The 15721-nt window shown below is 58.2% G+C and carries 22 protein-coding genes; 7 read left to right on the plus strand and 15 right to left on the minus strand.

Annotation, left to right across the window (positions count from 1 at the left end; all coding sequences use genetic code 11):
- Positions 1 to 8: 8 nt before the first annotated feature.
- The gene (locus QEG70_RS12615; RefSeq protein ID WP_308720990.1) at positions 9 to 245 is read right to left on the minus strand and encodes a hypothetical protein; all 237 of its coding nucleotides are present in this window, start codon (positions 243 to 245) and stop codon (positions 9 to 11) included.
- Between QEG70_RS12615 and QEG70_RS12620 the strand changes: the two genes are divergently transcribed.
- Positions 244 to 459, plus strand: coding sequence for a hypothetical protein (locus tag QEG70_RS12620; RefSeq protein ID WP_308720991.1), 216 nt, complete (start codon positions 244 to 246; stop codon positions 457 to 459). The genes QEG70_RS12615 and QEG70_RS12620 overlap by 2 nt on opposite strands.
- An 81-nt stretch (positions 460 to 540) precedes the next feature.
- Here QEG70_RS12620 and QEG70_RS12625 read toward each other — a convergent pair whose 3' ends face one another.
- Positions 541 to 792, minus strand: a complete 252-nt coding sequence (locus tag QEG70_RS12625; RefSeq protein ID WP_130731662.1) for a hypothetical protein — start codon at positions 790 to 792, stop codon at positions 541 to 543.
- Between the two features lie 140 nt (positions 793 to 932).
- Here QEG70_RS12625 and QEG70_RS12630 point away from each other — a divergent pair, with 140 nt between their 5' ends.
- Positions 933 to 2207, plus strand: coding sequence for a DUF2075 domain-containing protein (locus tag QEG70_RS12630; RefSeq protein WP_308720992.1), 1275 nt, complete (start codon positions 933 to 935; stop codon positions 2205 to 2207).
- Here the strand turns inward: QEG70_RS12630 and QEG70_RS12635 are convergent.
- Together QEG70_RS12635 and QEG70_RS12640 are read right to left on the minus strand one after the other, a co-directional pair.
- Positions 2182 to 2421, minus strand: a complete 240-nt coding sequence (locus QEG70_RS12635) for a hypothetical protein (RefSeq protein WP_308720993.1) — start codon at positions 2419 to 2421, stop codon at positions 2182 to 2184. The genes QEG70_RS12630 and QEG70_RS12635 overlap by 26 nt on opposite strands.
- A 121-nt stretch (positions 2422 to 2542) precedes the next feature.
- Complete coding sequence (locus QEG70_RS12640) at positions 2543 to 2731, minus strand: CsbD family protein (protein ID WP_308720994.1); 189 nt, start codon at positions 2729 to 2731, stop codon at positions 2543 to 2545.
- Positions 2732 to 3688: 957 nt separating this feature from the next.
- Between QEG70_RS12640 and QEG70_RS12645 the strand changes: the two genes are divergently transcribed.
- Positions 3689 to 4948 carry a peptidoglycan-binding domain-containing protein gene (locus QEG70_RS12645; protein WP_308720995.1) on the plus strand — a complete coding sequence of 420 codons (1260 nt, stop codon included), beginning with the start codon at positions 3689 to 3691 and terminating at the stop codon, positions 4946 to 4948.
- A 509-nt stretch (positions 4949 to 5457) separates the two neighbouring features.
- On the opposite strand, the gene QEG70_RS12650 is transcribed toward QEG70_RS12645, so the two are convergent.
- Both QEG70_RS12650 and QEG70_RS12655 read right to left on the minus strand, forming a co-directional pair.
- Positions 5458 to 5961 (minus strand): hypothetical protein, encoded by a 504-nt coding sequence (locus QEG70_RS12650; protein WP_308720996.1) that lies wholly within the window; start codon positions 5959 to 5961, stop codon positions 5458 to 5460.
- Entirely contained in the window at positions 5958 to 6419 is a 462-nt protein-coding gene (locus QEG70_RS12655; RefSeq protein WP_308720997.1) for a hypothetical protein, read from the minus strand. The genes QEG70_RS12650 and QEG70_RS12655 overlap by 4 nt, the downstream gene beginning before the upstream one ends.
- Before the next feature lie 411 nt (positions 6420 to 6830).
- Here QEG70_RS12655 and QEG70_RS12660 point away from each other — a divergent pair, with 411 nt between their 5' ends.
- Together QEG70_RS12660 and QEG70_RS12665 are read left to right on the plus strand one after the other, a co-directional pair.
- Positions 6831 to 7361, plus strand: a complete 531-nt coding sequence (locus QEG70_RS12660) for a heme NO-binding domain-containing protein (protein WP_308720998.1) — start codon at positions 6831 to 6833, stop codon at positions 7359 to 7361.
- On the plus strand, positions 7358 to 9256 hold the full coding sequence (locus tag QEG70_RS12665) for a bifunctional diguanylate cyclase/phosphodiesterase (RefSeq protein WP_308720999.1): 1899 nt from the start codon (positions 7358 to 7360) through the stop codon (positions 9254 to 9256). Before QEG70_RS12660 ends, QEG70_RS12665 begins: the two co-directional genes overlap by 4 nt.
- A gap of 280 nt (positions 9257 to 9536) precedes the next feature.
- Here QEG70_RS12665 and QEG70_RS12670 read toward each other — a convergent pair whose 3' ends face one another.
- Positions 9537 to 9671, minus strand: coding sequence for a hypothetical protein (locus tag QEG70_RS12670; RefSeq protein WP_308721000.1), 135 nt, complete (start codon positions 9669 to 9671; stop codon positions 9537 to 9539).
- Positions 9672 to 9763: 92 nt separating this feature from the next.
- Between QEG70_RS12670 and QEG70_RS12675 the strand changes: the two genes are divergently transcribed.
- Positions 9764 to 10021 (plus strand): tyrosine-type recombinase/integrase, encoded by a 258-nt coding sequence (locus tag QEG70_RS12675; RefSeq protein WP_374762604.1) that lies wholly within the window; start codon positions 9764 to 9766, stop codon positions 10019 to 10021.
- Positions 10022 to 10348: 327 nt separating this feature from the next.
- Here the strand turns inward: QEG70_RS12675 and QEG70_RS12680 are convergent, their stop codons facing one another.
- Both QEG70_RS12680 and QEG70_RS12685 read right to left on the minus strand, forming a co-directional pair.
- A complete protein-coding gene (locus QEG70_RS12680; protein WP_308721001.1) occupies positions 10349 to 10957 on the minus strand; it encodes a hypothetical protein in 609 nt (202 codons plus the stop codon).
- Positions 10954 to 11754: a hypothetical protein gene (locus tag QEG70_RS12685; protein ID WP_308721002.1), complete on the minus strand. Its 801-nt coding sequence runs from the start codon at positions 11752 to 11754 to the stop codon at positions 10954 to 10956. The genes QEG70_RS12680 and QEG70_RS12685 overlap by 4 nt, the downstream gene beginning before the upstream one ends.
- Positions 11755 to 11790: 36 nt before the next feature.
- Here QEG70_RS12685 and QEG70_RS12690 point away from each other — a divergent pair, with 36 nt between their 5' ends.
- A complete protein-coding gene (locus tag QEG70_RS12690) occupies positions 11791 to 12300 on the plus strand; it encodes an HD domain-containing protein (protein ID WP_308721003.1) in 510 nt (169 codons plus the stop codon).
- A gap of 144 nt (positions 12301 to 12444) precedes the next feature.
- Here QEG70_RS12690 and QEG70_RS12695 read toward each other — a convergent pair whose 3' ends face one another.
- The 6 genes from QEG70_RS12695 to QEG70_RS12720 form a co-directional block, all read right to left on the minus strand.
- Positions 12445 to 12864: a hypothetical protein gene (locus tag QEG70_RS12695; RefSeq protein WP_308721004.1), complete on the minus strand. Its 420-nt coding sequence runs from the start codon at positions 12862 to 12864 to the stop codon at positions 12445 to 12447.
- Between the two features lie 556 nt (positions 12865 to 13420).
- Positions 13421 to 14011, minus strand: coding sequence for a twin-arginine translocation signal domain-containing protein (locus QEG70_RS12700; protein WP_308721005.1), 591 nt, complete (start codon positions 14009 to 14011; stop codon positions 13421 to 13423).
- Positions 14012 to 14188: 177 nt separating this feature from the next.
- On the minus strand, positions 14189 to 14521 hold the full coding sequence (locus QEG70_RS12705; RefSeq protein WP_308721006.1) for a hypothetical protein: 333 nt from the start codon (positions 14519 to 14521) through the stop codon (positions 14189 to 14191).
- A 75-nt stretch (positions 14522 to 14596) separates the two neighbouring features.
- Entirely contained in the window at positions 14597 to 14935 is a 339-nt protein-coding gene (locus QEG70_RS12710) for a hypothetical protein (protein ID WP_308721007.1), read from the minus strand.
- A 1-nt stretch (position 14936) separates the two neighbouring features.
- Positions 14937 to 15371, minus strand: coding sequence for a structural protein (locus QEG70_RS12715; protein ID WP_308721008.1), 435 nt, complete (start codon positions 15369 to 15371; stop codon positions 14937 to 14939).
- A 35-nt stretch (positions 15372 to 15406) separates the two neighbouring features.
- Positions 15407 to 15715 (minus strand): hypothetical protein, encoded by a 309-nt coding sequence (locus QEG70_RS12720; RefSeq protein ID WP_308721009.1) that lies wholly within the window; start codon positions 15713 to 15715, stop codon positions 15407 to 15409.
- Positions 15716 to 15721 lie beyond the last annotated feature (6 nt).

Genomic DNA, 15721 nt, shown 5'->3' on the forward strand with positions numbered 1-15721 from the left:
ATTTCTGCTCAGGTCCGGTCCTGTAGCGTGAATAAGTCTGTTTCCCCATATGTGTAAGCGTTCAGGCTTGCGTGATGGCGGGCCAACCCGCGTGCCACAATGACGCGCTGCCCGGCCTGCGGCATGCCTGCCGTCATGGTGTGTGGCCCCGCGCCACGCAAAGCCGCACCCATGCGGGCGGACTTGCGGGGCAGGGGCCTTGTGGCGCACAACGCGCCCCAGATGACAGGGAGAAAGCGGGACATGGCCCGATCATGGCTACTGGTCTGGGTGCTGATTGCGTTGGGCGTCGGGCATTTCGTGTGCGGCGTGGCGCTTACGCCGTGGCATATTGCTGCCATGGTGCTGGTGGGGCTGGGCTGCTTTGCGCTGGTCTGGGGGCTGTTTCTGGGCGGCCTGATGCTGCTGGCCTATGTCAGCAGCCTGCTTGAGCGTACGGGCAGCAAGATGCGGTGGTAAAGTGGCGGTGTCGCGGCGGCTTGTTCCGTACATAAAAAAACAGGGGTCTCCCCCTGTTTCTCGTCGTGGCGCGAGGCCGCTTCAGCGTGCGGTGCGCTCGCCGGTCACATGGGCGCACAGAGCCTGGATTTCGGCTGCGGTCACGCCTTCGGGGTTGTGCTCGGCCTTTTTGGCAATCTCGTGCTCGGTGCCCGAGGCGCGGCCATGTTCCTTGGCAACATGCTGGGCGAGGGCGATCACCTCTTCCTTCTGCAGCAGCTTGGGCTCTTTCAGGCCACGGGCTGCAAGCTTGTGCATGTGTTCGCGGGCAGCGGCGGTGGGTTTGTCAGTCATGGTTCAGGCTATCCTGTTAACGTGGCGCGCGGTCTGCGCGTAAGGGTGTGTTATAACTTATAGGATGCGCGGCCTCACGTCGTATTTTACATATCAGCTTTGTCCTGCCCGGTGCAGGCACGCCCCTGACGGAAACCCATATGCAAACGCCCGCTCCCCCCGCGCCCGACAGCGCCCTGACCCGACTGGCCCCCACTGTGGGGCTGACCGGCCCGCAACAGGTCCTGATGGATGAAGTGCTGGCCTTCTGCCGTGCCCACACGGCCGATGCGCATGCGCTGTTCGTGATCGAGGGCGATGCGGGCACGGGCAAGAGCCTGCTGCTCAACACGCTGTTCACCGCCATCCAGCACGCGGCCCGCGACCGGGATGCAGGCGACCCGCTGCATGGCACGCATAACGCCCTGCTGGTCAACCACCCGGAAATGATCAAACTGTACCGCAATATTTCCGAATCCCAGCCCTGCCTGCGCAAGAAGGATTTCGAGCGGCCGACCACCTTCATCAACCAGATGGCAGATAGCGGGCAGCGGGCCGATATCGTGCTGGTCGATGAGGCCCATCTGCTGCTGACCCGCAGCGACCCCTATAACCGCTTTAGGCAGGACAACCAGCTTGCCGAGATCATCCGCCATGCCCGCATCGTGGTCATCGTGTTTGATGCAAGGCAGGTGCTCAAGTTCAAGAGCCTATGGACCGATGAACGCCTGCGCGCGCTCGTGGCGGGCTATCCGGTCGTGATCCGTCGGCTTGACCAGCAGTTCCGCATGCATGCCCATGCGGATGTGATGGAGTGGATCCGCGCCCTGCGTGATGGCCACCTGCGCGCGTTACCGGCACCGCAGCCCTTTGATTTGCGTATTTATGATGATGCGCAGGATTTGTACGAGGCCATATGTCAGCGCAACGCGCAGTACGGGCTGTGCCGCATGCTGGCCACCTACGATTATCCCTACACCCTGAACGGGCATGACCATTTCATTACCGAGAGGCGCTTTCACCTGCGCTGGGACCGCGCAATGCCGCAGGCCCGCCTGCCCTGGGCGGAACGGCCCGATACGATTGATGAAGTGGGCTCGGTCTATACCATCCAGGGTTTTGACCTGAATTACGCGGGCGTGATCCTTGGCCCGTCCGTAACCTATGACCCGGCCACAGACCGGATTGTGATCGACCCGACCCGCTATGAGGACCGCGCCGCCTTTACCGGGCGCGACGGGGTGGAGAACCCGCCTGTGGTCATGGCGCGGATCATCCTCAACTCCATCAACGTGCTCATGACGCGTGGGGTGAGGGGGCTTTACATCTATGCAAGCGATCCCCGCCTGCATGCACGGCTCAATGCCTTATGGAACGCGCGGCAGGCTGCCCCCGCCGCGCCGCAGGGGGTCAGCCCTTTTCGCCAAGGCGCTTGAGGTAGGGCAGGATTTCGGAGCCGGATTCAATGGCGTGGCCGAGAACGGTCTCGACAAGAGTTGCAAGACCCTGCGCATCAAGCCGCGCGAGGATTACGCTCAGGTCATGCTTGTCAGCATCGGAAAGCTGGGGGGACTGGATGATGCGCCGTTCGATCGCCGCCTTCATGGCGTCGGTGGTGAAAGGCATGTCGATAATCTGGTCTTTGCTCATGGCCATCAATTTCCTGCATGGATAAAGGAAGTCAGGCCATGGTACGGGTTGCCGGTTTCCCGGCAACCACCCTGCACGCGATGCGGTTATGCGTTTGCCATGACAGGTGTCAGGCAGGCTTTCAGCCCTGTTCGGGCTGGTCCATGGAGGTCATGCGGTGCAGGCGCGCCGTTTGTGAAAAGCCACGCATTTCCTGTGCGATGCCCTGGCGCTCCAGCCGCCGCAGGCCCGTGGCATAGCCAATTTCCTGCTTGAGCTGGCCGAGCAGCATGTTGGTGCGACCGCGGAGCATCGTCTTGAAACGATCCATGTCACGTCTCCCCTACAAAGATTTACAGAACAATGCTGCGTTGAACGCATGCCAGATAACAGCATGATGCATGGAGAAATGCAACGCCTAATGCATACCTGACAGACATTTAATGCATGAATGGAGGGAATGAACGGGGTTTGGCGCAAGAAACACGTGGAACACGCCGTCAACAGGATCAGGCGGGGCCGAGGGAGTGCAGCATCTGATGCGATAGACGTTCCAAAAATTGTCTTATTGGTATAAAATTATTCGCAGAAAAAATCTTGTATCGGTCTTTATGAATAATGCGTGGGAGAAGCAAAAATATTAAATCCGCCATCCTCATATGAAAGACATTTCTGAACTGCCTGACATGATTGAGCGCATGCTCATGCAGGGAATTTCTTTTCTTGGAAAACATTATGATTTTTCAAGTGAAAAAAGATGCTTAGGGCTTTTTATCCAAAATACAAGGCATCATTATTTGGCGGCTATCAGGAATATGAACGTAGCCGGGGCGTTATGTTGTGTATAATCCGTTGCATGCTTGGGGATTTTGCTTTTGTAAGGCGCTACAAGAGCGATGAATACAAGACCATATGCCCTAAAATGACGGACGACCTGGACAAGATCATGGCGTATCTGCCCAGATGAAAAAATCATGGCAGGAATAAAGGGTGCATCTCGATCTGAAAACACGTTTGAAATAACAGGGGCGCAATCAGATCAACGGGGTTACGGCCCAACCTGATTTCAATGCCGGTCAGGCCTTGCATGCCCGTACAAAGGTAATGGGCGGCAGACCATGGGGGCATTATAACCGCGAAAGCCATCAGCCCTGGTGGGGTTCCTGTTCCGATCCATAGACCAGACTTGATTGTACAGGCAGATCTTTCATTGCTGCCTGATATTTCACGAAGAAAAGGTTTTCCCATGCGCGTTTCTGGCTGGTTGGGTGGCAGTTTTCTGCCCGTTATGCTCCTTTGGGCGCCGGCCTTTGCGGCCCCGGCCTACCATCCCGGCTTTGCCTGCCCCCGGCCTGACGGGTCCGATGTTCTGGCTACGGCGATCTGTGCCGATCCTGCCATGGCGAAAGCCGAACTCGACCTTGAAAAAGTATTCTATGCCCATCGCGCCCAAGATGGGGCAGGAGCCTATCCGGCCATCAAGGCGCAGGCCATTGCTTATGCTACCGCAGTGCGTAACGCATGCGGCATTCCGGCAGAGGGCACGCCGGGCGCGGTCCTGCCATCGGGTGCAGATTCATGCTACGTGAAAGTAACGGAGCAGCATGCTGGCGAGTGGGCAAAGTCACTGAGCGGCGTCTATGCGCAGGAAGCCGCGCGCGATATCGACCTGCATATTGCCCTGCAGCAGAAGCTCATTAATGCCGGGTATGCGTCCTCTCCCATGCTTGCGGCTGATGGCATTTACGGCGAGGGCACGCGCACGGCCATCAAAAGCTGGCAGGCCGCCTATGGGGATGACCAGACGGGCGTTATTTCAGATGCTGAAGTGCCACATATCGAGAAGCTTGGCGTCTCGCGTGCCGTGCGCTGGGCCAGTCAGCCGCCCGAACCCTCCCTGAGCAGCGATACGAATGCGCCGCCCCTGCTGCGTATCTTCCAGTTGGACATGCTGGGCATCCAGCGCCCTTTTCTTGAGCAGATTACGGGGATAGCCAAATATGTGAACCACTATGCCGACAAGACCACAACTTATACTTACATAATAAAAGGCTGCGAACTGACCGCCTATGAACAGGGCGACCAGATTCAGGGCTACGGGCTGAAGGTGACCCCGGCCTGTTCGGTGCCGCTGACGCCGTTCATCCAGAACTCAACCCCCTCAGTGGCCGAACTGACAATGGGCGACATGAGCGCCGCGCTGGACGGCAGTGCCCGGCCGGTGGCTGACTGCCTTGAAAGCTGCGGTAACGCCACTGACCCCAATATCGGGTTGATGAAGCAGGGATCGCATGCCGAGGATTACGTGAATATTGAGGTTTATGCCCCGATAATAGATGAAACGGCCCTTAATGCTGCATCAAACTGGCAGAATGCACTCAGGAAGCACGAAACCGACGATGATATCGTGAAGGGCAAGTTCAACTGCGATGGCAGATACGCTACCGAGGGGCTTCATGCCATGCGCGATGTCGGGGTAAAGGAGATTTTTGTAGGCAGGGGAGAGTCGGTTATTGGCCAGGACATCAATGGGCAGTGCGGTCAGTAAAAGAAGATCCCGGCATTGTCTCTTAATGCCTGTGTCTGGAAGTAACTACGCATGCTATCATGGTCTTGTTACTATGTTTTTGCTAGGATGTTCTTGTTAAAGTCAGCCGTGCCATTTCTTTTTTATATGGTTTGTTGCTTTTTTACTATTTTATAGACTATTTAAAAACAACGTATTGATAAGAAATGATAAAAGTTTTTGGGTACCGCCTTTTTTCAAAAAGGCGGCTTTCTTCAAAGCTTCTGAGAAAAGCTTCACCAAAAACGTCCTTATGATTGCTGGATGTTTTTCGGGTTCACTTTTCAAACGGCCTCTTATCAAGTGATCAGAAACATCTGGTCTTTGCAAAATCCATTCGCTGACGTCACCTCTGGCTGATTGCCCATGGACCATTCAGGGCAAAATCACAGGCAGTATGAAATTTCCAGCATGGCAAGCACCGGCGGAGGCGGTGCGCGCAGATGAGCGGGCACGCGCAGCTGGTGAGAATAGATCGGCTCACTCTCTTATTACGGAGCGCTCCGGCGCGCGCGATCATCGTGTTCCGGCTTGATCTGGCCAAGCAGGGCAATCAGGCCGGATGCTACCATAAGCTGCAGCGGGCGCAGGCGCAGGAAAAAACGCGGTAGCCTGTTCCTGCGCGCCAGGTACAGGTCGCCGCCCAGCGTGGCCAGCATGCCCGGCGCGGCGAGCCGCCACGCGGCCTGAGGCGGCAGGATCATGATGCCCAGCCCCATGAAGTGCATGGCCAGAAAGATAATCGGATCGGACAGTTGCGGCCCGCGCGGGTTGTAGAAACTTGCCCCTCGATGCACCCCGCCAAAAAAGCAGAACAACCCTGCCACCCACATGCGCGCAAAGCTGAGCACCAGGGGTGCAAGTGGCCGGGGCACCATCCGCACGCCTATCAGGCACACCCCCAGCATGGCGACTGCAGCCCAGCCCAGTAGCCCGTCTTCGAGTGGGGTGCGGGTGGCGGTGGCTTCGCATCCGTCATGAATCCGTACCGTCATGACCGGGTCGCCCCCGCATCGGCCCCGCGCCTGCGCGCGCCCACCGCCATGCCGATGACCATAGAGAGATAGACCAGCGCCATCCTCCGTGGCGCCATGACCAACTCCCACCCCGGCGTAAAACGTTTGGGCGTGGCCTTGTAATCCACCATATAGGCAACCGGACCGAGGGCTGCGGTTACCACCAGCCTGCGCATAAGCCGCGGCTGACTACCCAGCGCCCTGTCATACAGCCATGACCAGAACAGGGTGGCGGCCGTATTGGTGGCCAGCCCCACAAGGGCGGCCCGCGTGCCCGGCTGGTTCATATGGGCGGCTTTGTCACCATAAAGCCAGTGCGCGGTGCAGTTTATGCCCGGCCCATACGCGCCCGTCTGCCTGCGGGCCTGTACCATGGCCATGCCCGATGACATGACGGACCCCAGGAAGGTAATCTTGAGTAGGCGCGGTATTGCCATGAGAGGATGCCCTGAACTGCGTGTAACGGAAATGCCATGAGGTATTCCAGAGGCAACGCAGCCCTGTCTGCCCCGTTTCTATCATGCTGCCTGCATCTGCCCTGCCTGGGATGCATGGCCCATGCTGCAAATTATGTTATTACGAGCCCATAACACATATTTTTTATATGTATAAATAATAGGCTTATTTATTTCAATAATGAATGTGATGGTTCGAAATTTTAGAGAAAACCGCGAATTCTTATTGTAATTAGGTGTCACATGCTCAGCATGCGATTTCCTAGATTTCTGAAAAATCGATTAGGTATGCACAAAACGCATACAAGACATAAAGTGACATCAGAATACATCGTTATTATATATCCGCGATACATCTTTAAATGCATATATATTACAAGAGGTTATGAAATAATGAAGGGTATTGTTTTTAATATTCTGGAAGAGGTCGTGGAAAAGAACCACGGCGCGGAAGCATGGGATACCCTGCTGGAGGCCGCCAATGTCAGCGGCACCTATACTTCGCTGGGCAGCTACCCCGATGCGGAAATGCAGGCGCTGATAGTAGCAGCTTCAAAGCATTTGGGTATTACGCCGGCTGAATTGCTGCACAGCTTCGGGCGGGATGCCATGCCCATCCTCAAGCAACGCTATCCGGAACTGTTCAGGACGCATCCCAATTCGCGCAGCTTTATCCTGAGCGTGAACAGCATCATCCATCCCGAAGTGCGAAAGCTCTATCCCGGCGCGATGTGTCCGTATTTCCACATGAAGGAAAACGATGATGGCACGCTGGACATGACCTACAGTTCCGAACGCCACCTGATCGACCTGGCGCAGGGCTTTGTGCTCGGTGCGGCCGATGTGTTTGGCGACAGGGTTGAAGTCGAGCGTTTCCCACCCGGATCTGGCAAGGAAAACATGCTGCGGGTGAAGTGGCTATGACCATCAATTCTGGACCGGAGTCAGAAGTAACGGATTATGAAGCCCTGTACCGCCGCATCCGCCGCCGTTATGAGCGCGAACGCGAAGTGCGCATGGAAGCTGAACGCATCGCGGAGGACGGGTTGAGCCAGCTGTATGCGCGTAATCGCCAGCAGGCCTTGATGGAGGCGGTTGCCGCCCAGGCCAATAGTGGTCTTTCAGTGGAGGACATCGTCCGCTTTGCTTTTTCGCAGGCCTGCGAGATGGGGCCATGGTGCATGGCACTGGCATGGTTGCCGGACAGTAAGGGCAGCGGCCGGGTGTTCCGTCTGGCCAGCCATCTTTCCGGGCATGAGAATGCGGCTGCCGGCCGTGCACTGCCTACCGGGTCTGACAATGCGCTATTGCCCAGCATCTGCTCACGTTTGCAGATCGAGTCAGCGCCTCTGTGGCTCGTGGGTGAGGGTACCCGCTCAGGCATGCAGACCGTACTGATGGTACCGGTCATGGTGAGTGGCCGCATGGCGATGGTGCTGGAATTCGATGCCCTGTCGCGCCACGAAAGCGATCCCTATACGCTGGCCATGTTCTCCAACATCGCGCGACAGCTGTCTCATGTACTCGAACGGCGGGAGACCGCCGACCTCCTGCGCCACGAGGCCACGCATGATGCGCTGACCGGCCTGCCCAACCGCAAGGCTTTTCTTGCGCGGCTGGATGCCATCATGGAGCGCGACCGGAAAGCTGGCCACGATCATGCGGTAATGTTCATCGACCTGGACAAGTTCAAGATGGTGAACGATAGCTTCGGCCATCATGCAGGCGACATGTTCCTGATCGAGATCGTCAACCGTCTGCGCCGCGTGTTCGATACCGAGGAGAACTGCTTTATCGCCCGTCTGGGCGGTGACGAATTTACCGCCATCATGACCGGCCCGCGCGACCAAGCCGGCCTTGAGAAGATCGGTGCGCGCATCTGTCAGGAACTGGAGGCGGAAATGGTGATTGATGGGCATCACCTGCAGCCTTCCGCCAGTATCGGCATTGTCACGTCCGATCACGATCATAAATCCTCGGCTGATATCGTGCGCGATGCCGATCTCGCCATGTATGAAGCCAAGCGTCGTGGTGGCGACCGGGTTATCCTGTTTACACCCGACCTGCTGGCACGCATGCACCACGCGCTTATCTTGCAGGGTGAATTGCCCGATGCGCTGGAACGCAACGAGTTTTTGCTGCATTACCAGCCCATCGTGGATGTGCAGGGTGGACGTGTGGTAGGGCATGAGGCCCTGCTGCGCTGGCGTGACCGGCGCGGCGTGCTGCATGACCCGGCGGCCTTTATCCGCAATGCAGAAGAAACAGGTCTGATCGTTCCTATTGGCAACTGGGTGCTGGAACAGGCGCTGCGCCATGTTGTGGCCTTCAACCGTGACCAGGCGCCGGGGTATGAAATCGCAGCCCATATCAATCTGAGCGCGAACCAGCTTCGCCAGCCCGACATGCCGCGACAGGTACGCGAACTGCTGGCCATAACCGGTGCGAAGGCTGAATGGATTGTACTGGAAGTAACCGAGGACGCCTTGCTGCCGGATATGGACGCATCCGTCCGCCATCTTGCCGCCTTGCGCGGTGCAGGCGCACGGATTGCGATCAACAGCTTTGGTGGCGGCCGCAGTTCGCTCTCGCATCTCGGCATCATGCCGTTTGACATCATCAAGACCGACCGTGGCTTCGTGAAAACCATGGACACCCATGGCCATACGGTGGATGTGCTGCGCCTTATGGCCGATCTGGGCAAAAGGCTGGACAAAACGGTTATTATCGAGGGGGTGGAGACGCAGGCTGAACAGGACCAGCTACGGACGTTGGGTTTTCGTTATATGCAGGGCTTCCATATCGGTCGTCCAGCCTGACGTCACGCGGCCGGCATGCCAGGAAAGGATTGTCGGTCGTGTTCGCTATGGCATCTTCAAACCGGACCTGCCATGGCGGGGTATTTTCGCAACTTAGGCACAGTTTTTAAGCTGGTCCCAGCTGATTCATGTGGGCCAGTATGACCGGAATCGGACGTTGTGCCAGATGCGATGACAAGCCGCACCGCAGGGTCATGCATCAGGCGGATATGACCTTTGCTGGTCAATCTGCTGCGCCAGCCTTTGGCTTAAGCCTGCGTGATCAGTTTGCATATATAGCTTATGCCGCCACGTCCTGCGGGCGGTAGGCGGTCAGATAAGCTTCAAGGGTCAGTTCCGTAGTGGGGCGGCCACGCTTGGCAGCGATGTCGACCCATTTGCGCTTCGCGCGGCCGTAATCCCCCAGTTCCTGCATCAGCGGAGACCACGCCCGGTGATCCTCGACCAGATCCGCGCGAGGGGATTTATGTTGTCCAGCTCAAGACCAATGCACCGGTCTGGATTCCGCTGCATGAGCAGGGCAGGCGGCTGCTAGACACAATGCCCCGACACAACGTCGAGACAATCCTGACCCGGGCAGGCGGCAGGCCATGGAAGATCGATCATTTTCGGCACGAGATGGGCGCGCAGATCCGCGCGGCAGGCCTGTCTGGCATCGTCACGCATGGGCTGAGAACAACGGCGGCGAAGTGGATGGCTGAGGCCGGGTGCTCTGAACGCGAGATCATGGCCATCACCGGCCATGATCAGCCGCTACGTGCGTGAGGCAAGCCAGAAGCGCCGCGCGCAGAGCGCCGCAACAAAGGTCTCCCGATACCGTTTGGAACAGGGGAGTGCTACAACAGGGGAGGGCGGAGTGCTAAAACCGCAAGTTACCGGATCCGGCAACGGGCCTGAAAAAGCATAAAAATGTAGGGAAATCAATCCTAACGCAGATGGTAGCGGTGGACGGATTTGAACCGCCGACCAAGGGATTATGATTTTCCTATTTTCCCCATGAAATCAAAGACGTTGGTCAAAAACTGTCCATATGCAGCACACCGTAGAATCACGAGTCGTTAGAAGATTGACTAACGCTGTCTACGATTCGAATTATCGGCGGCTGCCTACAAACGGCTTGACCGATATAGGTCCGACGCACTCGCTATCGGCCCAGGTATCAATCATCGCTTGAACCCTGCCTCGCAGTTCCTCGCGGTCAACAATCAAGCGTTGTGCTTCGGCATGCCGTGCTTCATCGTTCTGCGCAAACACGGACGCCTCGTAGCCAATTTGGCGTCCCATCTCCACATCAGGAATGGACGACAACGGGGCATAGGCCACCGGCAGGCTGATGGCCTGCTCGCGCGTCCGGCTGGCGTCGGCCTGTACCCCGAATGTGGGCACAGTGGTGGCCGCGCCGACGCTGAACTGCCCGCCCTGCGTGAACTCGCCGGAGAGCTGCAACGTCACGTCGCCTGCAATCGTGCCCACCACCGGGTCGGGCGTGTGCTGGCTGCACTGGACGGCACGCACGGCGCGCGTGAACTGGGCATCCTGTTCCGCCGTCCAGTCGCCCGCATGCGATACCGACACCACCCCGGCCTGCGCCAGACTGGACTGTATGGACGCCATGGCTGCCGGGATTGTGGTCTGCACGGGCGCTTGATGGGCGCAGGCAGGCAGACTGAGGGCGCAGGCCAGCGCCAGAACCGCCCTCACGCCACACCCCGCAGATAGGCATCATTGGCTGCGACCAGAGCCTCCCAGTCCGGCTGGCTTGGTGCCAGAGCCGTGGCGGGCAGCAGCTGGCGCCAGGCGAGCGCATGGGCCTCCATGATGCGTGAGCGCACCCAGCGCCAGGTCGCGCGCTGGGTGGTGCCCCAGGTGAGCAGGGTCACGATGTCCGTGTCATTGGTGCCGGTGTAATCCCAGCCCAGAAGGCAGTGGCCGTTCGCGGGGTTGGGGTTCGGATCGCCATGCCCGGCCGGGGTGTCGGTATCCCACACCGGAGCCAGTGCGCCGTTCTCATCTTCCCACAGGTCGGCGTCAGCCAGCTGCACGCCGAGATAGGCCGCTGACAGGCCAGCCATGACATTGCGCACGCCATTCAGGTCAGCCGGATCCGCGCTGCCCCATAGCGGGAACAGGGTCTGGTTGGTTACGGCATACCCATCGCGCAGCGCGGTGGTCAGCACATCGACCTCCACGCCGCCGCGATCCGTGCCCGGGTTGCCCGGCACGTAGCCGGTGGAGCGGGAGTAGAACGCCACGGCCTGTGGCGTGGTGATGTCAGTCTGGAATCCGTTCAGCGCAGACGTGGCGCGGATATGGTTGCCCATACCGGCCGAGGTGCAGTCGCCCAGTTCGTCATTGCCCAGCAGCAGCGGGGCAGGATCGATATGGCTGCGGTCCAGCCGGACAGGAGCCTGCCGGGCCATGAAGCCGCGCATGGTCGACATGGAGGGCTGGCCCGCGCGTGTTTGCGCAGGACGACAGCCAAGCATTCGCTGTGTCATATTTTACCTATCTGAATTTTATGGAATTATCGACGGATGACAGACCTGATCTCACGAGCCGATGCGTTTGCCGCGACGGCACACGCCAGCATCGACCAGCGCCGCAAATACACGGGCGATCCGTACATCGTGCATCCGCGGCGCGTTGCGCAGACCGTGAAAGAGACAGGTGCCCGCGATGAGGTAATCGCAGCAGCGCTCCTGCATGACGTGGTGGAAGATACACCGGTCACGCTGGAGGAAATCAAAGCTGTATTTGGTGAAGATGTGGCGACTTTGGTCGAGATGGTGACAGATGTCAGCCGACCGGAAGACGGCAACCGCAGGGTGCGCAAGGCGATGGATCGGGATCATCTGGCCCAGGCCTCGGCCGAAGGTCAGACCATCAAGCTGGCGGACCTGATCGACAATACGGCATCCATCACCCGATATGATCCGGGATTTGCAAGGGTCTACATGCGGGAGAAAGCGGAGCTTCTTGGTATTCTGAAGAAAGGAGACAAGAGGCTGCACCGACGTGCTTCGATACTTGTGGAGAAAGTATAGAATGCAAATGTAAGCTCTGTTAATAATCAGTAATCCATGTTTGCAACCTAGCCTGCACTCGGGACGCTCATGGACAGAAACTACGGGAAGATAATACATTTTCCCATAGAGACCGTATTTGTAGTATTAGACACTGATAATTATTCAACCTATTCTCATTATTCCATACTTTTGCAGCATAACGGAGAATTTATCGCATTCAGCATCATTTTCGCAGTGTAGTATATGTGTTTTATAGGATTCTATCAGGTTATTTACAAAAACTTCTAGTGCATTAAAATTTATTTTTACAACATTTGAATTTACTGACAAAAGACGTTGATCGCTTGGTGCACTAATAAGACAAAAATTATAAGCGTCTACATCACCAAGTCTAACATTCGTTGCCATATTGAAGGAATGGTGCAATGCATTTCTGAATGCGTACAAAATCACTCCTATATCTATAGAAATGTTTTCTTCATTGTGAAATTCGTTTACAAAATCTTTAAATCTTTTACCTACTTGGCCATAATCTCCGCTATCGCCAAATCTCATTTTGGAAAGAAGATCAATTACAACCATAAGACAGATTGACCGTGGAAAGTAATATGTATTTATCTCTCTACCCATAGAACGTATGTCGTTGCGCAATAGCGCTAATGAACTATACTTTTTTCCAATAGGCTCCGAACCGAAAAAGAATTCAACCGTATCAATGTGTTTTTTATTCTGCATTATATAACCTATCTATTTTCATTAGGTGAGATTTATAAAAACGGAATATTTCAGTATCATTTTTTCTACAATAAATTACGGATAAATATATTCGGTTCCTATAAATATTATAAAGGGTGATTTATACCTTCCATAATCGCAGGAAAGGTTGTCATATTGACATACATCTGGCCGTTACTCTAGCCCCCGATCCCGCAATTCAGCTGCGACATAAAGCGCATGCAGTTTAAGCGGGATAGTTACCAGCAACCCGATCAGGATGACAGTCGCGCCCGCACCGGAGATGACGCCCTCCATGAAGGGCGTCATCGTGAATTGCTCGCCAGATAGGCCAGCAGGATGACGCCTGCCAGCACGCCGCCAATGGTACTGGCGGCCCAGAGGGCGAAGATGCCGGTGCGCGTCATGCCGTCACCCCCAGCACCCTGAGCGCCTGCTGCACCTGTGCCTGCGAGGGGGCAAGCGTGGCGTTGGCCATGGCCCCGACAGGACGCCGGACGGCCACGCTGTCGAGCAGGGCCTTGAAGGCCGACACGATGGTGGCCAGCGCGTTCAGGGCGGTGTTGGCGTTGGAGAGGTCAGTGCTGGCGACCTTGGTCTCCACGCCGGTGATGGCGGCGCTCAGGTCTTTCTCGACCGTGCCGAGGGCGGAGAGCACGCTGTCCACCCGGCTTTTCCAGTTCGTGTCATCGTAGGTGATGGTCAGCGTGGACCCAGCTGCCGAGGAGAAGGCGTTCAGGGCCGCGCCCAGGGCGGTATCACCGGCATTGATGATGGCCACGGTCGGCGCGCCAATGGCGCTGGCCAGGGCTGCGATGCTGAGGATGGTCGAGACGGCATTGAGGCCTGCCTGCCCGTAATCCTTGATGGCCGCCACGTTGAGGGTGAGGGTGGTGACTTCACCGTTTTTCGTGACCGTGCAGGCCGTCAGGGCCGCGCCTGCGACCAGGGCGGACGAGCCGCGCAGGAAGGCGCGGCGGGTGGGGTTGTGCATGGAGGGCTCCCGTTCAAAAACCGCCCGGCTGCGGGGCGGTTACTTTGGGTTGCAATTCAGGACATATTTTCGCCCTAAAGTTGCGTATGATGAAAAGCGCAGCCCCGGAGTGCATCGGCCATCCACCTAGCACCGGGGCTGTCTCCCTTAAATTTTCCGACCGTTCAGGCCTGCCGCTCAGCGCGCGGGCTGGCCGGGCACGACCGGGCGCGGGGCCTCGACCTTTTCCGGGGCAGGTGTTGCGGCCGGAGTGGCGCTGGCTGTTGCGGGTCCGGTCTCGATCGCCGTTTTCAGGTCGGTGATGCCAGTCAGCACCTTGGTCAGCGCGGCATCAATGCCCGCCAGGTCGAGGTTGGGCGCGGCGCGGGCCACGATCACCGGCACCAGCGTCTGCAGCAGGGTACCTGCCAGTGCGATGTCGGCCTGCGCGGTGGCCGTGTCTTTCCTGCCAAGCGCGGTCTCGATCAGGGTCTCGAGGGCAGGGATGGCGGTGGTGGTTGCGTCAGCCATGATTGGCGTCTCCATACAAAAAAACCGCCTCAAAGGCGGTTGGGGGATCAGGATGATCGAGCCGGGACCGGCCAGTCAGGCAGGCGGGGAGGCGCGTGCCGGTGGCTTGCCGGGGCGCGTGGAGCCGGGCGGCACATCGAGGCGCTGCTCGACCGCGCTGCGCGGAACCGTTGCGGGGACCATTGCGGCCTTTTTGCCCGGCTGGTAGGCGGGCAGGTTCCACCCGCGCGCCTGGGCGATGGCAGTGACAATGGTCCAGACCAGCACCCATTTCGAGGTGGGGTCAGGCGGCCGCCAGAACCGCGCGATCAGGGCGCAGGTCGAGATCAGGAACGACAGGACCACCACGACATCCCCGGCATACTGGGCCGGGAGCATCGACAGCACATCCTGCAGGAGCGAGAAGGGATCCATGTCAGGCCTCGGCAGCAGGCTGGGGCAGGGCAGGCAGCCCGTGCAGCGCCTGGTCAATCTGCGCGGCCGTGAGATGGCCGGGGCCATTCTCGATGGTCGTGATGCCACCGATCAGGGCGGACATCGTAGCCGGGTCGTTCAGGTCCAGCACGGTATCGGCCTGCACGCCCATGTGGCGGCACAGCGTGGTGATGTAGGCGGTGGTCTCGTTTTCGGTGGAGGGCGCATAGACCGAGATGATACTGGCCACCGTGGTCAGGCCGCGCTGGCCGTAGCGCAGCAGCTGCGCACGCAGCGCGCGGATGCCATCCGCCATGGTGGGAAAGGCGGCAAAGCGCGGGCAGGGCACGCCGGTTTCCAGATGCGCGCCGGGCTGGTGGGCAAAGTTCAGGTTGCCGGGGTTGTTGTTGCGGATGCCGCGCGGGAGTTCGCTCATGGCGTCAGGTTCCTTGTTCGGGGCGTTGCCCGGACTCATGGATGTCCACCGTGCAGGAGCTGGCCGAACCAGTCGCAAAACGGCGGATAGGCGAACAGGGCGGCGGCGACGGTGCCGATCACGGTGATCAGGCCGACGATGGCCGCCCCGATCTGGCGCAGGGCCTTCATGCCGCCGATGAGCTGGCCCATGCACTCGCGCATCTCGGTCGACAGGTCACGCACCTCGCCGCGCAGGGCGCGCAGGTCGGTCTCGGTTGATTCGACCTTGGTCTCGACACGGACCAGCCGGTCGCGCAGCTGGGGGTCATCACCGAACCCCAGCACTCTCCACAGAATGAACATCAGATT

The sequence above is a fragment of the Komagataeibacter xylinus genome (assembly GCF_031081985.1).
In the GTDB taxonomy this organism is placed as follows: domain Bacteria; phylum Pseudomonadota; class Alphaproteobacteria; order Acetobacterales; family Acetobacteraceae; genus Komagataeibacter; species Komagataeibacter xylinus_E.

Bases quoted from the DNA above. Each gene is read 5' to 3' on its own strand.
- QEG70_RS12620 (WP_308720991.1), top strand. From the start codon at position 244: ATGGCCCGATCATGGCTACTGGTCTGGGTGCTGATTGCGTTGGGCGTC.
- QEG70_RS12615 (WP_308720990.1), bottom strand. From the start codon at position 245: ATGTCCCGCTTTCTCCCTGTCATCTGGGGCGCGTTGTGCGCCACAAGG.
- QEG70_RS12625 (WP_130731662.1), bottom strand. From the start codon at position 792: ATGACTGACAAACCCACCGCCGCTGCCCGCGAACACATGCACAAGCTT.
- QEG70_RS12630 (WP_308720992.1), top strand. From the start codon at position 933: ATGCAAACGCCCGCTCCCCCCGCGCCCGACAGCGCCCTGACCCGACTG.
- QEG70_RS12635 (WP_308720993.1), bottom strand. From the start codon at position 2,421: ATGAGCAAAGACCAGATTATCGACATGCCTTTCACCACCGACGCCATG.
- QEG70_RS12640 (WP_308720994.1), bottom strand. From the start codon at position 2,731: ATGGATCGTTTCAAGACGATGCTCCGCGGTCGCACCAACATGCTGCTC.
- QEG70_RS12645 (WP_308720995.1), top strand. From the start codon at position 3,689: ATGCTCCTTTGGGCGCCGGCCTTTGCGGCCCCGGCCTACCATCCCGGC.
- QEG70_RS12650 (WP_308720996.1), bottom strand. From the start codon at position 5,961: ATGACGGTACGGATTCATGACGGATGCGAAGCCACCGCCACCCGCACC.
- QEG70_RS12655 (WP_308720997.1), bottom strand. From the start codon at position 6,419: ATGGCAATACCGCGCCTACTCAAGATTACCTTCCTGGGGTCCGTCATG.
- QEG70_RS12660 (WP_308720998.1), top strand. From the start codon at position 6,831: ATGAAGGGTATTGTTTTTAATATTCTGGAAGAGGTCGTGGAAAAGAAC.
- QEG70_RS12665 (WP_308720999.1), top strand. From the start codon at position 7,358: ATGACCATCAATTCTGGACCGGAGTCAGAAGTAACGGATTATGAAGCC.
- QEG70_RS12670 (WP_308721000.1), bottom strand. From the start codon at position 9,671: ATGCAGGAACTGGGGGATTACGGCCGCGCGAAGCGCAAATGGGTCGAC.
- QEG70_RS12685 (WP_308721002.1), bottom strand. From the start codon at position 11,754: ATGACACAGCGAATGCTTGGCTGTCGTCCTGCGCAAACACGCGCGGGC.
- QEG70_RS12690 (WP_308721003.1), top strand. From the start codon at position 11,791: ATGACAGACCTGATCTCACGAGCCGATGCGTTTGCCGCGACGGCACAC.
- QEG70_RS12695 (WP_308721004.1), bottom strand. From the start codon at position 12,864: ATGGTTGTAATTGATCTTCTTTCCAAAATGAGATTTGGCGATAGCGGA.
- QEG70_RS12700 (WP_308721005.1), bottom strand. From the start codon at position 14,011: ATGCACAACCCCACCCGCCGCGCCTTCCTGCGCGGCTCGTCCGCCCTG.
- QEG70_RS12705 (WP_308721006.1), bottom strand. From the start codon at position 14,521: ATGGCTGACGCAACCACCACCGCCATCCCTGCCCTCGAGACCCTGATC.
- QEG70_RS12710 (WP_308721007.1), bottom strand. From the start codon at position 14,935: ATGGATCCCTTCTCGCTCCTGCAGGATGTGCTGTCGATGCTCCCGGCC.
- QEG70_RS12715 (WP_308721008.1), bottom strand. From the start codon at position 15,371: ATGAGCGAACTCCCGCGCGGCATCCGCAACAACAACCCCGGCAACCTG.
- QEG70_RS12720 (WP_308721009.1), bottom strand. From the start codon at position 15,715: ATGTTCATTCTGTGGAGAGTGCTGGGGTTCGGTGATGACCCCCAGCTG.